The 21130-nt window shown below is 43.5% G+C and carries 24 protein-coding genes and 2 pseudogenes; 1 reads left to right on the top strand and 25 read right to left on the bottom strand.

Translation table 11 applies throughout. From position 1 onward, the window contains the following. Positions 1-2: 2 nt before the first annotated feature. From M3152_RS06925 to M3152_RS06830, 20 genes are all read right to left on the bottom strand, one after another. Positions 3-824 carry a TlyA family RNA methyltransferase gene (locus M3152_RS06925; protein ID WP_251694444.1) on the bottom strand — a complete coding sequence of 274 codons (822 nt, stop codon included), beginning with the start codon at positions 822-824 and terminating at the stop codon, positions 3-5. Continuing rightward, entirely contained in the window at positions 821-2722 is a 1902-nt protein-coding gene (gene dxs / locus M3152_RS06920; RefSeq protein WP_251694443.1) for a 1-deoxy-D-xylulose-5-phosphate synthase, read from the bottom strand. Before dxs ends, M3152_RS06925 begins: the two co-directional genes overlap by 4 nt. 129 nt (positions 2723-2851) lie before the next feature. Continuing rightward, entirely contained in the window at positions 2852-3736 is an 885-nt protein-coding gene (locus M3152_RS06915; protein ID WP_251694442.1) for a polyprenyl synthetase family protein, read from the bottom strand. After that, positions 3729-3971 (bottom strand): exodeoxyribonuclease VII small subunit, encoded by a 243-nt coding sequence (locus M3152_RS06910; RefSeq protein ID WP_251694441.1) that lies wholly within the window; start codon positions 3969-3971, stop codon positions 3729-3731. The genes M3152_RS06915 and M3152_RS06910 overlap by 8 nt, the downstream gene beginning before the upstream one ends. Next, positions 3972-5327, bottom strand: a complete 1356-nt coding sequence (xseA, locus tag M3152_RS06905; protein ID WP_251694440.1) for an exodeoxyribonuclease VII large subunit — start codon at positions 5325-5327, stop codon at positions 3972-3974. A 116-nt stretch (positions 5328-5443) separates the two neighbouring features. Then, positions 5444-6310: a bifunctional methylenetetrahydrofolate dehydrogenase/methenyltetrahydrofolate cyclohydrolase FolD gene (folD, locus tag M3152_RS06900; protein ID WP_251694439.1), complete on the bottom strand. Its 867-nt coding sequence runs from the start codon at positions 6308-6310 to the stop codon at positions 5444-5446. Between the two features lie 24 nt (positions 6311-6334). Next, positions 6335-6715, bottom strand: coding sequence for a transcription antitermination factor NusB (gene nusB, locus M3152_RS06895; RefSeq protein WP_251694438.1), 381 nt, complete (start codon positions 6713-6715; stop codon positions 6335-6337). 112 nt (positions 6716-6827) lie between these two features. Then, complete coding sequence (locus M3152_RS06890) at positions 6828-7229, bottom strand: Asp23/Gls24 family envelope stress response protein (protein ID WP_251694437.1); 402 nt, start codon at positions 7227-7229, stop codon at positions 6828-6830. Between the two features lie 83 nt (positions 7230-7312). Beyond that, positions 7313-8656 (bottom strand): acetyl-CoA carboxylase biotin carboxylase subunit, encoded by a 1344-nt coding sequence (gene accC, locus M3152_RS06885; protein WP_251694436.1) that lies wholly within the window; start codon positions 8654-8656, stop codon positions 7313-7315. Between the two features lie 14 nt (positions 8657-8670). Further along, positions 8671-9189 carry an acetyl-CoA carboxylase biotin carboxyl carrier protein gene (gene accB / locus M3152_RS06880; protein WP_251694435.1) on the bottom strand — a complete coding sequence of 173 codons (519 nt, stop codon included), beginning with the start codon at positions 9187-9189 and terminating at the stop codon, positions 8671-8673. 141 nt (positions 9190-9330) lie between these two features. Beyond that, positions 9331-9873, bottom strand: coding sequence for a SpoIIIAH-like family protein (locus M3152_RS06875; protein ID WP_251694434.1), 543 nt, complete (start codon positions 9871-9873; stop codon positions 9331-9333). Then, positions 9860-10282 carry a hypothetical protein gene (locus M3152_RS06870; protein ID WP_251694433.1) on the bottom strand — a complete coding sequence of 141 codons (423 nt, stop codon included), beginning with the start codon at positions 10280-10282 and terminating at the stop codon, positions 9860-9862. The genes M3152_RS06875 and M3152_RS06870 overlap by 14 nt, the downstream gene beginning before the upstream one ends. 67 nt (positions 10283-10349) lie before the next feature. Continuing rightward, a complete protein-coding gene (locus M3152_RS06865; RefSeq protein ID WP_251694432.1) occupies positions 10350-10517 on the bottom strand; it encodes a hypothetical protein in 168 nt (55 codons plus the stop codon). 8 nt (positions 10518-10525) lie between these two features. Beyond that, the gene (locus M3152_RS06860; protein WP_251694431.1) at positions 10526-11425 is read right to left on the bottom strand and encodes a stage III sporulation protein AE; all 900 of its coding nucleotides are present in this window, start codon (positions 11423-11425) and stop codon (positions 10526-10528) included. Between the two features lie 15 nt (positions 11426-11440). Next, positions 11441-11839 (bottom strand): SpoIIIAC/SpoIIIAD family protein, encoded by a 399-nt coding sequence (locus tag M3152_RS06855; RefSeq protein ID WP_251694430.1) that lies wholly within the window; start codon positions 11837-11839, stop codon positions 11441-11443. After that, on the bottom strand, positions 11818-12027 hold the full coding sequence (locus M3152_RS06850) for a SpoIIIAC/SpoIIIAD family protein (protein WP_251694429.1): 210 nt from the start codon (positions 12025-12027) through the stop codon (positions 11818-11820). Before M3152_RS06850 ends, M3152_RS06855 begins: the two co-directional genes overlap by 22 nt. A gap of 171 nt (positions 12028-12198) precedes the next feature. After that, on the bottom strand, positions 12199-12756 hold the full coding sequence (gene efp / locus M3152_RS06845) for an elongation factor P (protein ID WP_251694428.1): 558 nt from the start codon (positions 12754-12756) through the stop codon (positions 12199-12201). Positions 12757-12778: 22 nt separating this feature from the next. Further along, positions 12779-13837 (bottom strand): M24 family metallopeptidase, encoded by a 1059-nt coding sequence (locus M3152_RS06840; protein ID WP_251694427.1) that lies wholly within the window; start codon positions 13835-13837, stop codon positions 12779-12781. Next, positions 13834-14280 (bottom strand): type II 3-dehydroquinate dehydratase, encoded by a 447-nt coding sequence (aroQ, locus tag M3152_RS06835; RefSeq protein WP_251694426.1) that lies wholly within the window; start codon positions 14278-14280, stop codon positions 13834-13836. Before aroQ ends, M3152_RS06840 begins: the two co-directional genes overlap by 4 nt. A gap of 66 nt (positions 14281-14346) precedes the next feature. Then, positions 14347-14772: a hypothetical protein gene (locus M3152_RS06830; protein WP_251694425.1), complete on the bottom strand. Its 426-nt coding sequence runs from the start codon at positions 14770-14772 to the stop codon at positions 14347-14349. A 177-nt stretch (positions 14773-14949) separates the two neighbouring features. On the opposite strand from M3152_RS06830, the gene M3152_RS06825 reads away from it, so the two are divergent. Further along, positions 14950-15933 (top strand): DUF1385 domain-containing protein, encoded by a 984-nt coding sequence (locus tag M3152_RS06825; protein WP_251694424.1) that lies wholly within the window; start codon positions 14950-14952, stop codon positions 15931-15933. Positions 15934-16115: 182 nt separating this feature from the next. On the opposite strand, the gene M3152_RS06820 is transcribed toward M3152_RS06825, so the two are convergent. The 5 genes and pseudogenes from M3152_RS06820 to M3152_RS06800 form a co-directional block, all read right to left on the bottom strand. Next, positions 16116-16979, bottom strand: a complete 864-nt coding sequence (locus M3152_RS06820) for an aminoglycoside phosphotransferase family protein (protein ID WP_251694423.1) — start codon at positions 16977-16979, stop codon at positions 16116-16118. 110 nt (positions 16980-17089) lie between these two features. Then, positions 17090-17461 (bottom strand): hypothetical protein, encoded by a 372-nt coding sequence (locus M3152_RS06815; protein WP_251694422.1) that lies wholly within the window; start codon positions 17459-17461, stop codon positions 17090-17092. Positions 17462-17674: 213 nt separating this feature from the next. After that, positions 17675-18793: pseudogene (locus M3152_RS06810) on the bottom strand (vitamin B12-dependent ribonucleotide reductase); the annotation flags it as partial. A 249-nt stretch (positions 18794-19042) separates the two neighbouring features. Beyond that, a pseudogene (locus M3152_RS06805) lies at positions 19043-19663 on the bottom strand (vitamin B12-dependent ribonucleotide reductase); the annotation flags it as partial. A gap of 439 nt (positions 19664-20102) precedes the next feature. After that, positions 20103-20984, bottom strand: a complete 882-nt coding sequence (locus M3152_RS06800) for an LAGLIDADG family homing endonuclease (RefSeq protein WP_251694421.1) — start codon at positions 20982-20984, stop codon at positions 20103-20105. Positions 20985-21130 lie beyond the last annotated feature (146 nt).

The following is a 21130-nucleotide window of genomic DNA, read 5'->3' as shown; positions in this document are numbered from 1 at the left end:
AATCATGTCAATACTTCATACGCTTCAGTGATTAAAGCACCGAAAGCTAATTCATCATAAGAATTGACCGGGTCTTCCTTCGATTGCAAATGGAAGAGAAACTCGATATTTCCTTCCCCGCCAGTAACCGGGGAAAAAGAAATGCCGCGTAAAGAAAATCCATTCATCGTGGATGAAGCCGCTATCTTTTGCAAGACTTCCAAATGAACGGCCCTCTCCTTCACAATCCCTTTCTTCCCCACCTTATCTTTCCCCGCTTCGAACTGAGGTTTGACGAGAGCAACGACATCTCCACCATCGGCAATTATTCGTTTCAGCGGGGGCAGTATCAATGTAAGTGATATGAAAGAGACGTCAATCGTGGCGACTTGAGGCGTCCCTTTCGTGAAGTTTTCGGGAGTCGCATGTCTGAAATTGGTTTTCTCCATGACGGTAACACGCTCATCACTTCGTATTTTCCAAGCAAGCTGGTTTGTCCCGACATCTAGTGCATAGCAATGTTTCGCTCCATTTTGTAAAGCGCAATCCGTAAAACCGCCCGTAGAAGAACCTATGTCCAAAACAATCTTATCTTGTACGGATATATCGAAAACTTCGAGAGCCTTTTCAAGCTTTAAGCCGCCTCGGCTCACATATTTCAATGCGGATCCTTTTACCGACAACGGAGCGTCTATCTTGATTTTCTCACCGGGCTTTTCTAATCTCGTTTCTGCAGAAAACACGATTCCTGCCATTATGGAACGCTTCGCCTGCTCCCTCGTTTCAACTAGCCCTCTTTGAACAAGGAGTACATCGACTCGCTCTTTTGGTTGACCGTTCGTCATACGATTTCCCTTTCTGCACGGGTCGTTCCTTTGACAGTCAGTTCTGTCGTCCTTATAACATTCTCTACCGTCAAATCGATTTCTTCAAACAGCTTATCGACACTGCCGTGTTCTATAAATTCATCCGGAATACCGATTCGGCTAATGGAAACATTTGCAGAAACGTCATGTGCGTACTCCATGACAGCACTCCCGAACCCGCCTGCCAATGCTGCTTCTTCCACAGTAACAATCGGTTTGCCTGTACTGAATAACTGATCAAGCATTTCCGTATCCATCGGTTTGATGAATCTTGCGTTGACTACTTTCACATATATGCCTTTTTTCGCAAGTGTCTCGGCTGCATCCAACGCCATTGGAATAGTCGTCCCGAATGTCAAAATCGAGCCGTCCGCACCTTCGCGCAGTATTTCCCATGTACCAATAGGAATCGTTTTCAGCTTCTTGTCCATTACGACTCCTAGACCGTTCCCTCTTGGATATCTCATCGCAATAGGACCGTCATCATACTCCAGAGCAGTCTTCACCATATGCTGTCCTTCATTCTCATCTTTCGGCATCATAATCACAAGATTTGGCATATGTCGTAAAAATGAAATATCATACACACCATGGTGAGTTTCTCCATCCGCACCAACGAGTCCTGCACGATCTATGCCGATAAAGACGTTCAACTTCTGTCTAGTTATATCATGAAGCATTTGATCATATGCCCGTTGCAGGAACGTCGAGTATATGGCCAAGAACGGCTTCATCCCTTGGGTTGCCAATCCTGCTGCCATCGTTGCGGCATGCTGTTCAGCAATTCCCACATCAAAAAACCGGTCCGGAAATTCAGCCGCGAAGGACTCCAGTTTGGATCCTACGGGCATAGCCGGAGTAATGGCTGCTATCCGTTTATCTTCCCTGGCGATTGTTCTGACGGTTTCAGCCACTAATCCGCTCCATGACGGTGCAGTCGTATTTGATTTCACGAAATCGCCCGTTTCTATCTTATAAGGGCCGGTTCCATGCCAGGTTCCGATTTTATCATTTTCTGCAGGAGTGTATCCTTTTCCTTTTTTCGTAATAACGTGTAGCAGGACAGGACCTTCAACCTTCTTAGCATACTGAAGATTGCGTTCCAGATCATTGAAGTCATGTCCATCGATAGGTCCCAGATACGTAAATCCAAGCTCTTCGAAAAACACTCCGGAAACAAGCAGATACTTCAAGCTATCCTTCACTCGTTCAGCAGCAGCAGCCACTTTTCCGCCGACTGCAGGGATCTTTTTCAAAATATATTCTAATTCATCTTTCACGCTATTGTATTTCCCGGCAGTCCTTAACTTGCCAAGGATATCATGAAGCGCTCCGACGTTCGGCGCGATTGACATTTCGTTATCATTTAAGATGACAATCATATTTGTCTTCAGGTGGCCGATATGATTCAATGCCTCCAAAGCCATGCCGCCCGTCAATGCACCATCGCCGATGATCGGAATAACATGGTTCGAGCCGCCTTGCATATCTCTTGCAGCAGCCATTCCCATTGCAGCGGACAGGGATGTGGAACTATGTCCTGTTTCCCATACATCGTGTTCACTTTCGGACATTTTCGGGAAGCCGCTCAGACCTTTATATTGGCGGAGCGTGCCGAATTGACCGGCTCGACCCGTCAAGATTTTATGCACATATGCTTGATGCCCGACATCCCAGATGAATTTATCTTTTGGGCTGTCGAAAAGCTTGTGCAAGACAATCGTTAATTCGACAACTCCCAAGTTCGGACCGATATGACCACCTGTCACAGACAGGTTTCCAATTAGAAATTTCCGGATTTCTTTCGCCAATTCCGTCATGTTTTCTTTATCAAGTTGCTTCAGAAAAGACGGATTTGTAATTTTAGTGAGATCCACTACTATCACACACCTTCATAAATTATTGCCACGTAAGTCCAAGTAATGTTTTCATTATAACAAGAAGGCTCTTCAATAGGAACTATTGGACCATAATCCGGACAACGGGTTTTTCAAACCAAAGGAATATCAAACATCTCTTTGGACGATATAATCAGCAAAAAGTTTTAGCATCGAGTTTTCTTTCTTTAAAAAAGCCAAGCTTGCCGTTGCATCCAAGTGATACTTTTCCAGCTGTTGTTGCGCCCCTTCAAGTCCCAAAAGGGAAGGATACGTTGACTTATCACTGGCAGCATCGCTATTCGCAGTCTTCCCCAGCTGTTCGGTCGTTGACGTGACGTCTAAAATGTCGTCCTTGATCTGGAAAGCCAATCCGATGTTCTTCGCATATTTGCGAAGCAGTTCCAACTCGGCATCTTCTGCATCGGATAGAACAGCACCTGCTTCTATACAGAATGACAATAAAGCGCCTGTCTTATGCAGATGGACTTTTTCAAGATCCTGCAGCGATAATACTGCCGTCTCCCCTTCCATATCCAACACTTGACCGCCTACCATTCCATTCGCGCCAGAAGCATCCGCCAACAGAGCGACCAATCTGATAACTTGCTTGGGCGACGTATGTTCCAGGGAAGCTAATATCCCGAAGGCCCTCGTTTGCAAGGCATCTCCGGCAAGAACAGCTGTCGCTTCGCCGTATACTTTATGGTTCGTCGGTTTGCCCCTTCTGAAGTCATCATCGTCCATGCTAGGCAGATCATCGTGGATGAGAGAGTATGTATGGATGAGTTCAGCAGCACATGCCACTTTAAGCGCGTCCGCGGATTCTTTCCCGAAATCGGCAAGGACTGCCAGGACGAGAAGAGGACGAATCCTTTTACCGCCTGCATTCACTGAATAGAGCATGGATTCCTTCAATGAAGATGGGGCATTTTCCAAGTCTATCAACCGATTCAATTCCGCATCGATCAGTGGTGCTTTTTCTGAAATGAATACCTGCAGCCGTTTATCCATTCGAATCCCGACCTTTGGATGGATCGAAAGGAGTCGACTGCCCATTATTATCTATGATTGAGATTAACTGCTTTTCCGCATCCTGCAATTTCCCATGACAATAAGCGGATAGCTCCATACCTTGCTTGTATAATGTGATAGCGTCCTCTAACGGAACGTCACCCGCTTCCAATTTTTGAACAATGCCTTCCAATTTCGACATTGCTTCTTCAAATCGTAGTGTTTCTTCGCTCATTTAACTTTCCTCCCCGTCCTTCATCGTGATTGATTTGATTTCAGACTCTACAGTCCCGTCTTGCATACGGACTTGCAACGTCTCTCCAATTTCTAGTCCGATAACGGAATTAGTGACCGTTCCTTCTTTATAGATGATTGAAAATCCGCGTTCCATTACTTCCAACGGATTTAGCGCTTTCAGCATCCTGATCGCTGAATTGAATTGTTCGGCCTTGTTGCGCAAATCATTTTGCATTGACCTCTTCATTCTTTCGGTTAATAACGAAAGATTTCGATCTTCCTCTTTAATCCGCTGCAGCGGAGTATAAAATGAGAGCATCCTATCCAATCGGTGATGGTCCGCTTTCCTATTCGCGGTCAGTTCATTTCTGCTCCTGAGAAGCCTGTCATCCAGCCCGCTCAATTTTTCAGTGAATGGCCGGTAAAGCCTCTCCGGGAATTGCAATGGATACGATTGCTGGTATGTGGTTAAACGCTTGCGTTCATGCTTGATTTGATTCGAAAGTGAAATGTAAAGGGAGCGCTTCCGTTCCAATACCCTCTCAAATAACTCTTCCCTTGAAGGAACCGCCAATTCAGCGGCCGCAGTTGGAGTCGGTGCCCTCATATCGGCTACAAAATCAGCGATTGTTGTATCCGTTTCATGGCCGACAGCACTTATAATAGGAATCCTGCAAGAAAATATTGCCCTAGCAACCGCCTCTTCATTAAAAGCCCAAAGGTCTTCTATGGAGCCGCCGCCTCGTCCTAGGATTAACACATCGATCGAACCATGTGATTCCGCTAGCTCCAACGCCTGCACAATAGAAGGGACGGCTTGAGGTCCTTGCACGATTGCCGGAAACAGGCAAATATCGGCTAATGGATAACGCCTTTGTAATGTGGAACAGATATCACGGATCGCTGCACCTGACTGGGCGGTGATGACCCCTATCTTATTTGGCAAGCTAGGCAGCGGTTGTTTCCAACGCGCATCGAATAATCCTTCTTTCGCAAGCGTTTTTTTCAGTTGTTCATAAGCCAGATATAACGCCCCGACGCCGTCTGGCTGCATTGTTTGGACATACAGCTGATATTGACCGCTTGATTCGTAAACATTCACGTCCCCTGTGATCAGGACATTCATTCCTTCTTCAGGTTTGAACTTCAATGTTCCTGCAGCTGAACGGAACATGGCGGACTGCATTCTGCTTTTATCATCTTTCAACGTAAAGTAAATATGCCCGCTTGGGTGGATTTTCACATTGGAAAGTTCGCCTTTCACAAATACATTTCTTAAATAAGGATCGGCTTCGAATTTACGTTTTATGTATTTTGTCAATGAATGCACGGAAAGATACACATTTTCACTCAATAACTTCACCCCCGGAAATTCAGACGTATAGAAACGCTGTCTTTCCTATGAAAAACAGCGTAGCTCTTCGTTTTATGATTAATTAAGGCGGGTACCCAAAATCCGTTTACCCTCCGTTATTGCGACTTGCCTTCTTGGCATGCCGATTCGGCACTTTGCAATGTGTTTTTCAAAAGCATCGTAATGGTCATCGGACCGACACCGCCTGGAACAGGAGTGATGGCAGAAGCGACAGTCTTCGCTTTCTCAAAATCGACGTCCCCGCATAATTTGCCGTTTTCATCACGATTCATACCGACATCAATGACAACTGCACCCTCTTTAATATGTTCGTCCGTTACAAATTTTGCCCGACCGATGGCAACGATCAAAATATCAGCCTGTTTTGTAAATGACGGAAGGTCCTTTGTTCTTGAATGGCAGTATGTCACTGTAGCGTCTTTTTGAAGCAGAAGTTGTCCCATCGGTTTACCGACAATATTGCTTCTTCCGATTATAACAGCGTGCTTTCCTGCGATATCAACGCCGGAACGTTCCAACATTTCCATTATTCCGTGTGGGGTGCATGGAAGGAAGGTCTCTTGCCCGATCATCATCTTCCCGACATTTTGTGGATGGAATCCGTCTACATCCTTGCTTGGGTCAATCGCTTGGATTACAAGATCTTCATTAATATGCTCCGGCAAAGGCAATTGGACTAAAATGCCATGGATGGAATCATCGTTATTCAATTTATTGACATGTGCCAATAAATCCAGTTCAGTCACCGTTTTTGGTAATCTGATCAGTTCCGATTTCATGCCGGCTTCGACACTGGACTTCTCCTTGTTCTTCACATATGTTTGCGATGCGGGATCTTCTCCTACGAGGATGACTGCAAGACCAGGTTTGCAGCCGGATTCTACCAGAATGCCGACCCCTTGCTTTATTTCCCCTCTGAGTTCTTTGCCGATCGCCACGCCATCTATAATTTTTGCGGTCATCCGATTTCCCTCCACTTTACAGTCTTATTTCTCTTCGAATTTCGATAGGACGCCATTGACAAAGCGACCTGACTTTTCATCTCCGAATTGCTTACATAGCTCGACTGCTTCGTTCAAGATGACTCTATGGGGCACGTCGTCATGATGCAGTAGTTCATAGACCGCCAATCTCAAAATCGTCCTTTCGATTTTCGGCAATCGGTCAAGCGACCAGTTTTCGAGCTTGCTTGACAATGCCTTGTCCACTTCGTCTCGATATTCAGTCGTCCCTTTGACGAGTGATTCATAGAAAGGGTCGATTGGCCGTTCCATTATATAAGTAATCGCTTCCTCAATCGACATTTCCGTATTGTCCAATTGAAAAAGCGTTTGGATAGCCTTTTCACGTGCTTCTCTTCGTTTCATTGTCTGTCTCCTCCACTACTGTGTCTCTTGGGCTTTATCATAGCATATTCACTTGACGAAGATATAGCAGGACAAGTTGAAAAGCACCATCCAATGGACGATGCTTTTCAGATCATTCTGATTCAGGAGATGTATCGAAATCGATGCCAGTTATATGGACATTCACTTCTTCCGTCTCGAGCGAAGTCATATTGTAAACAGCATGTCGGATCTGCCTTTGAATCTCCGTCGCTACAGTGGGGATCGAGTGGCCATATTGGACGACGCAATATACATCGATAACGAGTCTATCACCAGTCCAATCCGTCTTGACCCCTTTTCCATGGAACACCTTGCCGAACTTCTCCGCAACCCCTGTCGCGAAGTTGCCTTTCGTCGTTGCTACGCCGTCGACTTCGTTCGTTGCAATGCCGATGATAACTTCAAGCACTTCAGGAGCCAATTGAACACGGCCTAAAACCTCGTCTCCTTTTGAACTCTTTCCTGCGAATGAAGGATTTACCTTATCAGCCATTCCACTTCTCCTCCCTCTCCTATGCATTTCATGCCCGGACTAAACGTCTAAACTTTCTCTGCGCTAGCCGGGTTATCCATTTACTACATGACTGTATATTTCTCAAGGAACTTCGTATCAAAATCACCGGATTTGAACACTTCATGGTCCATCAAATTCAAATGGAAAGGAATCGTCGTATCGACACCCTCGATGATGAATTCGTCAAGTGCTCGTTTCATCCTTGCAACAGCTTCTTCGCGCGTATCAGCATGAACAATCAGCTTCGCCACCATGGAATCGTAAAACGGCGGAATCGTGTAACCCGTATACATTGCTGAATCGACCCTGACTCCAAAACCGCCGGGCGGCATGTACATTGTCACTTTTCCGGGTGAAGGCATGAAGTTTTTCGCCGGATTCTCTGCATTGATCCGGCACTCGATCGACCAACCGTTAATCTTGATATCCTTTTGACGATAAGCAAGCTTTTCACCCGCTGCGATCTTCAATTGCTGTTGAATCAGATCGATTCCAGTAATCATCTCGGTTACTGGATGCTCTACCTGAATACGTGTATTCATTTCCATAAAATAAAATTCCTGATTGATATGATCAAAGATGAATTCGACTGTTCCCGCGCCTCGGTAGTTTACAGCCTCAGCAGCTTTGACAGCGGCTTCCCCCATCTTTTCGCGCAGCTTCGGAGTAAGGGCTGGCGAAGGAGCTTCCTCTACGAGCTTTTGCATCCTTCGTTGAATGGAACAATCACGTTCCCCAAAATGGATCGTATTGCCGTGCTTATCTGCTAGGACTTGCACTTCAACATGCCTGAACTCTTCAATATACTTTTCAAGGTATACGCCGGGGTTTCCAAATGCTGCTGCAGCTTCTTTCTGCGTAATCTTAATACCTTTGGCCAATTCCTCTTCATCCCTGGCAACCCTGATCCCTTTGCCGCCACCGCCTGCAGTCGCTTTGATGATGACTGGGAAGCCAATCTCTTGTGCCACTTTCAGGCCTTCAATTTCATCTGCGACAATTCCGTCGGATCCTGGAACAATCGGAACGCCTGCTTGTTTCATCGTTTCCCTTGCCACGTCTTTTGTTCCCATTCGGGAAATCGCGTCAGCAGTCGGACCGATGAATTCAATATTAACTTCCTCACAAAGTTCCGCGAAGCTCGCATTTTCAGCGAGGAATCCATAACCCGGATGAATTCCATCACAACCTGTCAATTTGGCGATACTGATGATATTTGAAAAGTTCAAATAGCTGTCCTTCGAAAGTTTCGGTCCGATGCAATATGCTTCGTCTGCAAGTTCAACATGAAGTGCTTCCCGATCCGCTTCCGAATAGACCGCGACTGTTTGAATACCCATTTCTTTGCATGCCCGGATGATCCTTACCGCTATTTCGCCCCGGTTTGCTATTAATACTTTTTTCATTGTAGTTTGCCCCCTCACTTCTGTTTGACTAGGAAGAGAGGCTGTCCATATTCGACCAACTGACCATCTTCCACAAGTATCTCCACGATTTCTCCGGAAACTTCCGCTTCGATTTCATTGAATAGCTTCATTGCCTCAACAATACAAACAATTGAATCCGATTTGACAGAGTCGCCTGTTTGCACGTAAGGATCCGCTTCAGGAGATGAAGACTTGTAAAATGTCCCAACCATCGGAGAGGTTATCTTATGCAAAGATGGATCGTTTTCTGCAGCTGATGATTCTGTGGAAGGCTCTTTGCTCTCTTGTTTAGCAGGTGCTTGCTCTGACTGTTCCTTCTTCGTCTCTTGGACGGCAGGTTGAGCTTGCTGAACAGGCTCCTCTTTCCGTTGTTCTGCTTGTACTGGAACTTGGTGTGCACCATTCGCTTTTTCGAGCTTAATCTTTGTTCCTTCTGATTCGAATGTAAATTTTTCAATTGAAGATTGATCAATTAATTTAATGATTTCACGGATTTCTTGAATTTTCAACATGACAATTCTCCTGACTCATTTTTATTTACGTACCTCCTCCCTATTTTAGACGTTTTTCAAGCATATTGAAATAGATATACTGGATTTACTGTGAAATACGGTAAAATAAAAAGAAAAAGACCCATTTAGGGCCTCATTTAATCATTTTTCCATAAAGTCGACTTGGACGGTACGTGCATCTTCCCAACTCGTCAGTACATATTGTGTAATTTCCGCCGCCATTTTTGTGGAATGTCCGCCATCTTCCGCGATTACAGCCACACTTACCTTGCCATTATCTTTACGAACGAACGCTTCCGGATAGCCTAGTGCCTTTAATTGTGTTTCCATTAAATCTTCAGCAGATGTACGTTTGGTGAGTTCTGCCATTTCATCATACGCTGCGCTTTTTTCTTCAGCGGTCGTATCGGGAGATTGAACTTTAGTTAACAATTGATCCTTTAAGCTGCTTCTTTCATTTAACACTTGCATTCTCATTTCTTCAAACAACATAGAGTCTGCATAAACGGTTTTCGTTTCTCCTTCAACATCGCCCGGTTTTGAGACAGTTACTGCATCTTTATCACCGAAGATTGCCATTCCATCTAGAGACATCGGTGTTTCCTTCTTCAAATAGTAGATCGAGATGACCGCTACTAGACTTAGTAAAGTCAAGAACCATACTGTACGTTTATTCGCTTTCAACGTGTATCCCCCTTTTCATTTCTTCGACGACTATCCGATGTTCAGGCAACTGAAGAACCGTCGACAAGATTCTAGTTAATTCATTTTTCGTTTTAGGATTGTCCGCCCCTTCTGCAACGACTAAAACTCCCTGGAGCGGATTCTTTTTTACTGATGAGGACCCGGTGCCTGAAAAATATCCAGATAATGGGCTTGGTTCTTCTTGTTGATCGTAATGGAAATGGATGAATACTTCCCCAACCCCTTCGATCTTCATCAAAGCTTGTTCAAGCTGAGCTTCCTTCCGGCTCTCCTCCCCTTTCCCTTTCTCCCCTCCCATCGAACCAATCGTTGAATTGATGAAAATGATGAAAACCGCTAGCAGCGTTCCGATGAAGAGCATATGAACTTTTCGTTTTGGCTTTTGCATATGATCACCATCTCATCCCTTCGAGCCGGATATGGTTCGTGTTATCTATGATGCATATTATGCTTGTTCAGAAGAGGCTATGACCAAAAATTCTCGTTATGAAATGAATGATCCAAATTCCCATTGCCATTTTCACGAGTGGCAGGAATTCTTCCTCCTTCTCGGCCGGCAGCAATAATAGTAAAACGGAGGATGCTATTGTGATGAATAAAACGCCTGTCAGAAACTGCAGCATCCCACCCCTCATTTCACCACGGTAATCAATTTGACCAATATGACAGTAAACAGTGCGGTATAGATGAACGCAAATGCGACTAGGAAAGAGACAGCGCAAAGTACAAATAACGTCTTCCCGATATCATCGAGTATTCCTGTTATGTCTTCATTCGCAAACGGCTCAATAAGTGCAGCTGTCCACCTGTATAAAAAACCGGTCAACAACGTCTTTAGCGTCGGCAAAAGAGCTACCGACCAGATCGTGACGATGAGCCAGGCACCGATGAAAACGCTTGCACCCGATGAATATCGTCCGATTGCCCCTAAACTGTCCGTCATGAATGAGCCCACGAGTGGTATATTTTGACTGATCAACTTTTTGATCGGTTCACTTGTCACACCAGTCAACGCCCATGAAATCGTGCCGCCCGCAGTGATGAATATGGAGTAAGCAGCGACCAGGGCTGAAACTAGGCCGATCAGGGAGCCCCTGAGTAAATCTGCCATTCTCGTAAATGGAATTGCTGGATGAAACCTTGAAACTATGTCAAACAGCAATGCTGCAGACAACATAGGAATGAGGATCTTGTCCGATAGGATGACTGCACCGTTTGCGAACAACAGCATGGCGGGCTGAAAGTTCAGCATACTGAAGGAGCCTCCGGAAGCAATGATACTCGCAGTCAATAACGGATAAATGGATATGAACATCGTTGCGACGGTCTGTGTGATGGATCGAATCATTTGCAGATGTTCATACGCAGGGTACAGGACTACAGTAAGTACGATGAAAAACAGGAAGGTTCTCGTCCACCTGGTGAATGAAGGAAAAAGAAAATCGAGTACCAAGGCCATGAAAGTTGAAATGATGACGATAATGAAACTGGAGAGGACTGTTCCGATAACGGATTCTAGCATAGGCATCATGGATTCTTCATCCGATCATTTAATGATAAATTTGGAGAGCGTAGTAAGCAGCATGGATAACTGCGGAAGCCATAGCGATAGTATTGCGATTTTAATGGCCAAAGTAGCAATCTCTGCAATCGACTCATACCCCGCTTCGGCCACATGCTTCACAATCATCTCCGAAAAATAAAACAAAAAGACGCTTCCTATCAAAAGCTTTGCGTAGGATCCTGGCAACGGTTCGAATAGGTCCATAAAGGTTTTTCCGAAAGGTATGATGATTGTAATACCGACATACGACAGAAAAAAGAAGAAAATTGCTGCGTAAATTATTGGCTGCAAGCTCTTGGAAGCGAATGACACGATAAGGAGAAGGAGGTAGATGACGACCAGTTGGAAAAGCGTAACCATTAGAATGCCAATGAGAGCCATTGAAAGAACTCGGCAATTTCCGTAAAGAAAATCCTAAGGAAACGGAGCATTTCGGCGGCAATATAAATGTAGGCTACAAAGAAGAGGAAAAAAGAAAACTCCTTCTTACCGGTCTGTTCAAAGAAGACATGTAAAAAGCCGATAACCAATCCAATTCCGGCAATACGCAATAAATCATTCAATTCCAATTCGGGTTCCCCCTTCATGAACAACTTATGAGAGGGCGGGGAGAAATATGATGGAGTTATGTAGAGAAATATGGATTTACGCTTCGGGAGGACGCTTTCCGCTACAATCCATGCCTAAAAATAAAAATACCCCAACCCTGTTAAGAGTTGGAGTAAAACACTTTAACTTTATTATGCTCTAGATACGTATTCGCCTTCTTCTGTGTTGATGATCAATTTATCGCCGACGTTTACGAAGAATGGAACTTGGACGATTAGACCGGTTTCCAAGGTAGCCGGCTTCGAACCGCCGCTTGCCGTATCGCCTTTGATGCCTGGTTCAGTTTCTGCAACTTCAAGTGTGACTGTTACCGGAAGATCAACGCCGAGAATTTCATCTTTGAACATGATGATATGAACTTCCATGTTTTCTCTCAAGTAGTTCAATTCTTCTTTGATTTGCGCAGAAGGCAATTCGATTTGCTCGTACGATTCATTGTCCATGAAGACATGGTCATCGCCATTGGCATACAAGTACTGCATACGACGGTTGTCAATTTGCGCCTTTTCAACTTTCTCGCCTGCACGGAATGTTTTTTCATTCACATTTCCTGTGCGCAGATTACGCAGTTTTGAACGGACGAATGCCGCACCTTTTCCCGGCTTTACGTGTTGGAAATCAATAATGCGCCAAATGTCCCCTTCAAATTCGATTGTCAGACCTGTCTTAAATTCATTTACAGAAATCATGCTTTTTCCTCCATTTTGTTCGTTATAGGATGATCAATTCTTTAGGTGAATGTGTCAAACGGACATTGCCGTCTTCAGTGATAATAATGTCATCCTCAATACGGACGCCGCCGATTCCAGGCAGATAAATGCCCGGTTCGACCGTGACAGTCATGTTCGGCACAAGTACAGTTTCTGAACGGAAAGATAATGCCGGACCTTCATGCACTTCCAAGCCGATGCCATGGCCTGTCGAGTGTCCGAAGGCATCTCCATATCCCTTCGACTTGATGTAATCACGTGCGATTGCATCCGCTTCTATTCCAGTCATACCCGCTTTGATCTTTTCCAAAGCCAATACTTGTGCTGCAAGGGTCACTTCATAGATTTCCTTCATTTTTTCTGAGGGCTCCCCTACTGCGACAGTACGTGTGATGTCTGAAATATAGCCGTTATAAAGCGCCCCAAAATCCAATGTAACCAGCTCGCCGGATTGAATCACTTTGTCTGAAGCGACACCGTGCGGCAATGCACCCCGCTCCCCTGACGCTACAATCGTATCGAATGAAGATGAAGCTGCACCTTGTTTTCTCATGAACATTTCAAGTTCGTTCGACACTTCCAGCTCAGTAACTCCCGGTTTGATGAACGTGCAAATATGAGCAAATGCATCATCCGCAATTTTCGCGGCTTGTTGAAGAATCTCGATTTCATCAGCATTTTTTACCATACGAAGCTTTTCTACAATTCCGGATACTGCTTTCAGTTCGGCATCCACTTTGTCATTATATAATTCGTACGTGCCAAAAGAAACATTATCTTTTTCAAAGCCTAATGTTTTGATTTTCATTTCTTTTGCTTGGTTGGAAACTTCCTCAATAATCGTTTTTTCATGCTTGACGATGCGGAAGCCTTTCACTTGTTCGGCTGCCTGTTCTGTATACCTGAAATCGGTGATGAACACTGCATCATCAGCTGAAACGATAGCAACCCCCGCACTGCCTGTAAATCCAGTCATATAACGTCTGTTATATGGATTCGTCACCAATAATGCATCTAAACCGTATTCTTTCAACGCTTCCCTCAATTTTGCCAGTTTCATAGCTTTACCCCTTTTCTTCGGAGAAGGAAAGCATGGAGTGCAAGCTCATATCCGCTTGTGCCAAAGCCGGACAGCTGTCCTATGCAAACTGGTGCGAGCATTGATGTTTGTCTGAATGGTTCCCGACTATGTATATTCGAAATATGAACTTCGATAACTGGTACATCGACAGAAGCGATCGCATCCCTTAATGCAACGCTCGTATGTGTATAGGCTCCGGGGTTGAAGATGATCCCGTCACACCCAGCCTCTTCTGCCTCATGGATTTTGTCAATTAATGCACCTTCCGCATTCGATTGATAAAAAGAAATATCCACAAGTTGCTCTTTAGCGATGGATTTCATGTTGTTTTCCACATCCTCCAACGTTTCAGCACCATAGATTCCGGGTTCTCTTTTGCCAAGCCGATTCAAATTCGGTCCATTCAGTACAAGCAGTCTCACAGCTACACCATTCCCCTCACCATTTTCTTCCCCATTTTATCATATCGTTCCAATGGCGCAACCTATTTATGGTTGTCGTTCGAAAGTTTTCTTCATATAGACAGCGGTTCCCGTAATGAACCTGCTGACGATTGCAATAAGGGAGATGAAGGGAATTGACAGTTTCTTAACTCCCTCTGTGAACGTTAGTGGAGAATAGATGATCCATTCAATCGCAACAGCCGCAACAATACTGACGGCGATGGCCGTTATTGCCGGAGGGATATTTGCCGTAGCTCTTGACAGGCCATAGAACAGACCGAAAGCAATTACTAGAATGATGAATAGCAACGCCCACTTCCATCCTTCATGTGATGATCCAAATAAGAGCCATTTGCCACCCCATCCAACAGGTGACCATTTTATGAAATTGAAAAAATGCAGGAATTTCAATGCTCCCATTGTGAATAATGCCGCGATGATTGTCGTCCATATCATTGTTTTATTGAACATATCGACTCCTCCTTATGACGAGTGTCGGGAAAAAGCCTTTTTTTTAAACCTTAATGGTGGAGTCAATACCCTTTTTTTTGTACAATAGTAGGATAAGTTATTTGATATAATGTTTGTAGAGTAGAACATTTTTTTAAAACATGTTTTTCATTTGATAAGAGAAGGTGTTGGGAACCCATGACTAAAAAACAACAACCGCCAGCATACGGTGGGCAGGCACTCATCGAAGGTGTAATGTTCGGCAGCAGAAACCATACAGTGACAGCTATCCGCCGCAAGGATGATTCCCTCGATTATTTCTATGTTCCAAAAGAACAGAAGCCATTCGCAGCGAAATTGAAAAAGATACCTTTTGTGCGCGGGATTGTCGCTTTGATTGAATCCGCAGGTATTGGATCTAGACATTTGACGTTTGCGAATGAGCGTTATGATGTCATGCCAGGTGAGGAAGTTGAGGAGAACGGAGAAGAGGCCTCCAAGCTTACGATGGTAATTGGCGTCGCAGCGGTAGGTGTGCTCTCATTTTTATTCGGCAAGTTCGCGTTTACACTAGTACCGGTCTTTTTAGCGCAAATGCTTGAATTCATGGCGCCAGGGAAAACGGCACAAATCTTGTTGGAGAGCTTTTTCAAACTTACACTATTGTTATTGTACATTTCCCTCATTTCCATGACACCGTTAATTAAACGAGTTTTCAAGTATCATGGTGCTGAGCACAAAGTGATTAATGCTTATGAAAACGGTCTTCCGCTTACCGTTGAAAATGTCCAAGCGCAATCAAGGCTCCATTATCGATGTGGAAGCAGCTTCTTATTGTTTACGGTAATTGTAGGCATGTTCATTTATTTCTTCGTTCCCGCTGATCCGTTATGGTTTAGGGTTGTCAATCGTATTCTGTTGATTCCTGTTGTGATTGGCATTTCTTTTGAAGTATTGCAGTTTACGAACCGCCTTCGTAATATTCCTGTATTAAAATATTTAGGCTATCCAGGATTATGGCTGCAGTTGTTGACGACGAAGGAGCCTGAGGATAAACAGGTGGAGGTTGCAATCGCCTCATTTAATAAGTTGCTTGAAATTGAAGAGCAAGGAATTGAGAATATTGATATTTTGAAGTCCACCGACACAAAAATGCAAGATTCGACAGTTCCTGCAAATTAACGAAAAGGAAGTGCTCCGAAGTTGGGGCACTTCCTTTTTATATAGTCCCGATAAAAGATCTTCACCGATACAGTGGCAGTTGACTTCCGTTTCAGGCGCACGCTGATCCTCCCCGAGTCGCCGCCTTCCACTTCAATCAACTGAGTTCCTACTAATACTCTGGATTCAAATGTTCTTTCGGTTTATAGTAGCACTTTTTTAAGGATTGCTAGATTTTTCTCCAGAAATGAAGCGTTCTTTTCAATTCCACGGCGTTTACACCAGCCGATACTATTAAAAGCATCTGTAAATTGATAAAAAGGCAACACGACCTCCAATTCAATTAATGGTCTTACTGTATTATAGCCTTCTTGATAAGACTGATACAATTTAGCATCGAAGCTTAAAAAATCACGATACAGTTTGGTGAAATCGATTTCTGTTGAGCCAAATCGTACACTTTCAAAGTCGATCACGCCAGACACCTTATTTTCATCCACAATTATATTCGCTGGACGAAAATCCATATGTATAAAGCTCGGTCCATCTGAAGGAGGAAGCTGTCGTTTCATACTTTCAAAATTTACAATGGCCTGTCTGTATAAACTTTCATCTAAAACTTCCTTTACATCCTCAGCAAAACTATAAAATTGGCGTTCCACAAAATTAGACCAGACCGAAAATTCGTCTTGTATGCTATTTAACTGTATACTCGTAGGCGGCTGAATTTGGTGCATAGAGGCATGAAGGACCCCAACCTGAAAAGCAATTGTGGGTAAAGCCTTATTTGTTAGCGGTTGTCCTTTTAATTCAGATAATAAGAATGCACCGGGACACTCCTCATCACCAGACCAATAATCCAGCATCTTAGGAATGGAAACTCGATCTTTTAAGATTTCATAGGCTTCAAGCTCTCGCTGACACTTCAATTTTGTGTAAGGTATTTTCAAAAAGATAGTTTCCCCATTTAGCAATTTACAATTATAAACTGTTGAACTATGGGAATCTTCAACTTCATTAATTGATAATACATTCAATTTAAATTGCTGAATGACTCGATTTAGCATCCAACCACTCCTTATTCTTTAAAGTGTCATGCCGCTAAATGGCCTAGTTATTGTACAGTGCTTATTCAATAACTGCGTCCTATTGCTGAAGGCTTTAAAGTTCTTTAAATTTATTGCACCTGAACAAGCACGTATTTTCCAGTCCACATTTGAGTAGTCACAACTAATCTTTCTCCATCTTTTTCAAAGAACAGACCAGCACCGTCTTTCTCTTTAAATTCCCATCCTTTTGAACGAATCATCTGTTTAATAGTATCATCCGCTATCGATATGCCTTCATTTTCAGTTCTTGTGATATACCAAACGGAATCATTGTCTGTTGCGAGCTCTACTATCTTCTCATCGGAGTTTTTTAGTTTTTCAATTGCTTCTTTTGCTGATAGATGATCTATCGGTAAAGAAGGATAGCGTGATTTATTCACAAAAATAAACACCGCCACAGCCACTACTACTATGCCCAATACAATTCCAACCTGTTTCATACATTACCCCCTCCGTAGTAAATTAATTTATTTGGTCCTTCTAAAACTATCTGGTCTCGCACTAGAATGAATTAACTATCTTATTCATTATACCAAATATTTCAAACAGTAACTTTAAAAAAATTAAGAAGATAGAAAAAACAGGTAAGGAAAAACATTTGTTTTTCCTTACCTGTTTTATGTTGCTAACTAATTGGACAGTTCGTTTTTATATTATAAACCACATTTCAACTGTGCATTACAGTTTGTGCATGTGTTGCAGCCGCCCATTTCTTCAACGGTTCCTTGTCTACATACAGGGCATGTATCGCCGACTTCAGAGCCAATTGTAACGTTTGTTGAACGCAAGTCCTGAATCGTATTAACGAGTACGACTTTTCGTTGTTCAACGACTTCTTCTACATAATCGGAGTCCATTTCGTTTTCTTCGGCTTTCAGCGTAAGTACTTGGGAGTCACGGCTGCCGTCGACATAAACTGTTCCGCCTTTAGCTCCGCCTTTATAGAGTCGCTCGTAGACGCTTTCCACCTGTTCGACCGTATAGCCGCGTGGAGCGTTAACTGTTTTAGAAATTGAGCTGTCAATCCAGCGCTGGATGATGCACTGAACGTCTGCATGCGCTTCCGGTGCCAGGCTCATTGATGAAATGAACCATTCAGGAAGGTTGTCCGGATCAGCTTCCGGGTTACGTTGTAAATATTCTTCAACGATGCCCGCTTTGACCTCGATGAATTTACCGAGACGTCCGCTACGGTAATATGTGAACGAGAAATATGGTTCAAGGCCGGTAGAAACTCCAACCATGGTTCCAGTGGATCCAGTTGGCGCAACTGTCAATAAATGAGAGTTTCTGATACCGTGTTCGAGAATTGATTCACGGATATCTTCCGGCATTTTCTTCATGAAACCTGTGTTGATGAATGCTTCACGAAGCATTTTTGTCTCCTCGTCAGTTTTGCCGATAAGAAATGGGAAGCTTCCCTTTTCTTTCGCAAGCTCGATCGATTCGCGGTAAGCCGTTGTCGCAATCGTTTCGAACACTTTGTCGACAAGCTCGTTGCCTTCTTCTGAGCCATATTCTTTTTCACAATAGATCAGTAGGTCGGCAAGACCCATGACTCCAAGTCCTACACGGCGTTCGCCGAGGGCTTGTACTTTATTTTCCTCAAGGAAATATGGTGTCGCATCGATGACGTTATCCTGCATACGGACACCGACACGGACGGTTTCTATCAATTTATCGTAGTTCACTGTTTTCGTTTCTTTATCAGCGAATTCAGCAAGGTTAACAGCAGCAAGGTTACAAACCGAATATGGTGCTAGTGGTTGTTCCAATTTTGTTATCCTGAAGGTTTTTTATCCTCCAGTTCTTACAGTTCGTTTTCCTGTAAGTTCAGCATACATTTTGACTGTATAAAACAGCCTTGCGGTCTCGTGCCTGGATTATAGTCTGTTTTTTAATAAAACAGGATCACCAGGTATGCGTTGCCCCTGACTGAAGCTTTACCTTCGGCCTTCGGTTCGGATTGGCATCTCAGCTTCCCCGCTTCATCCCGCAATTTTTAACGTGAGGCGAAGTCCACCACACGGGTTTGTCGCTACGACTTGCTGGCCGTATGCTTTTGCATTCGTTTCGTTATTCGCATTATCGATAAAGAAAATACCTGGCTCTGCGGAATACGTTGCACAAATATTAATTAGATCCCATAGTGCGCGTGCTTTGATTGTCCGGTATACACGGACTTCATATCCAAGACGCTCCCATTCACGGACATCTCCGACTTTATGCCACTCCTCATTATAAGCCGCCATCTCTTCAGGTGAGTATTTTTCAACTGCCGGGAATCTGAGTTCATAATTAGCATCCTGCTCAACAGCTTTCATGAAATCATCTGTCAGCGTAACTGAAATGTTCGCGCCAGTTAGGAATTCCGGATTGTGGACGGAATAAGTTCCACCATCACGTAATTTCGTTTCAGCGTCTTTCAAGATTGCTTCGTTGAAACCGCCCATTCCAGGGATTGTGCGATAGTTGAGAATTCCTTGGTACATCGCTTCCTCTTGAGCGGTAAGCGGTTTGAATTTCAGTTTTTCATTCGCGAGCTTCTTGATCAGTTCGTCTTCTGTATGTTCTAGAAGATAGCGGAGAATCCTTGGATTCTGCATTTTCGAAATGATGAACTCGCAAATGTCAGGGTGCCACCTAAATACCGTCCTTTTCAGGATATTTCTCTGCAAGAAGCAGACGGAGTAGACTATATCATCACCCTCAGCACTATCTGTTAGGGGTCGGGCGCTTCGGGAAGAACTGTACTTCCCTACTCTACTTGCATTCACTGTGAATGGTTTCGATAGTCGTTGAACCTTCACCTTAAACGGTGCTTGGCTGCGGATTGTCCAATGCCATTAATTTTTAAGCATTCACGCTCATCGTTTCCGATCACGTTGTAGCTTAATGGCCTCTAAGGAGTTCTTCGCAATTCACCCGATTTTCTAGTCATCCATTGTCTGGACGACGCGGACTAGCATTGTATTTAATCCGCCAACATAATCATTTGTGCCCCACGCTATTTGTTACTCTCTCATTAGGAGAGGGTTGGGTCATTTCTGCCCAACTCTCATGCTTTCACATGAGATCAGACTATCTCATCAAAGATGAAAACCTTTCAAATTTACGATTCAACTTAATATCCCCATGTTGATATAGATGGTTGTAGATAATTCGCAAGTCTTTAGTACTGCTGAAATACACATCGGAACAACCTTGTTTCTCAGTTATTGAATTCACATTTTTGGCTAGACCTTGGGATTTCAAGAAATTTAGAATGCATTTAAGAATTACAGGATTTCCTGTAAATCCCATTCTCGCTTTTAAATATCCATTACGATAATACACTCTAATATGACCGTCAGCGTCAAAGAAACCTCTTAAAAATGCCCATTGAAGCTCATTGTTAACAAAGTTTATAAAAGGTTCTTTTCCGGTCTTATTAGGAGTAATACCTAATCTAATCAGGTCATTAGCCATTTTAGTAGAATTAATAACCAAGGTGTACTTATGTTGTTCGTTTTGGATACGTCTTTTTCGAAACTTAATAGCACCATCCATATTAAGTTCCTTTGCTATATCTTTTAGCAGTTGGTAATCTTCAGCAGCTAGGCAAAGTACTATTCGTTTTGATTTACCTCTATCGACTACTGTTCCGTCTCCTAGAATAAATCCTACTATATAAGCTTGATTTGCTGTTTTTATTTCTTGAAAATAATCTTCATCATATTGATATATTTTATTTTTCAATTTCCCAGCTTCTCCAGAGGTTCTCGGTTGAAAAAAATGTAACTCTTTATTCCAACGAAGAATTGTCCCTCTAGACAAATCAAGTTTATTTGCGATTTCCACCTGGCTGTAACCATCTTCATGGAGTTTCGTAATCATTTTTATAAGTTCATCTTTGTCCTGCGCCCCATAACGGCGTTGCCGCTTGTTATAGTTTACTCCTTCCATTGCATCCAAATTATCCACCATCCATCCTCATGAATACTTTGTAAAGCTTTAGGAAGTTTCAATAGTCGTTGAACGTTGATCTTCGTTTCCAAAGACCCTTCGCTGCTGATTGCCCAATCCTTATTTTTTTTCAAACCATCACGCTCATCGTCACCGATCACGTT

The organism is Sporosarcina luteola, assembly GCF_023715245.1.
GTDB lineage: Bacteria > Bacillota > Bacilli > Bacillales_A > Planococcaceae > Sporosarcina > Sporosarcina luteola_C.
This window is presented reverse-complemented; position numbering and strand designations above follow the sequence as displayed.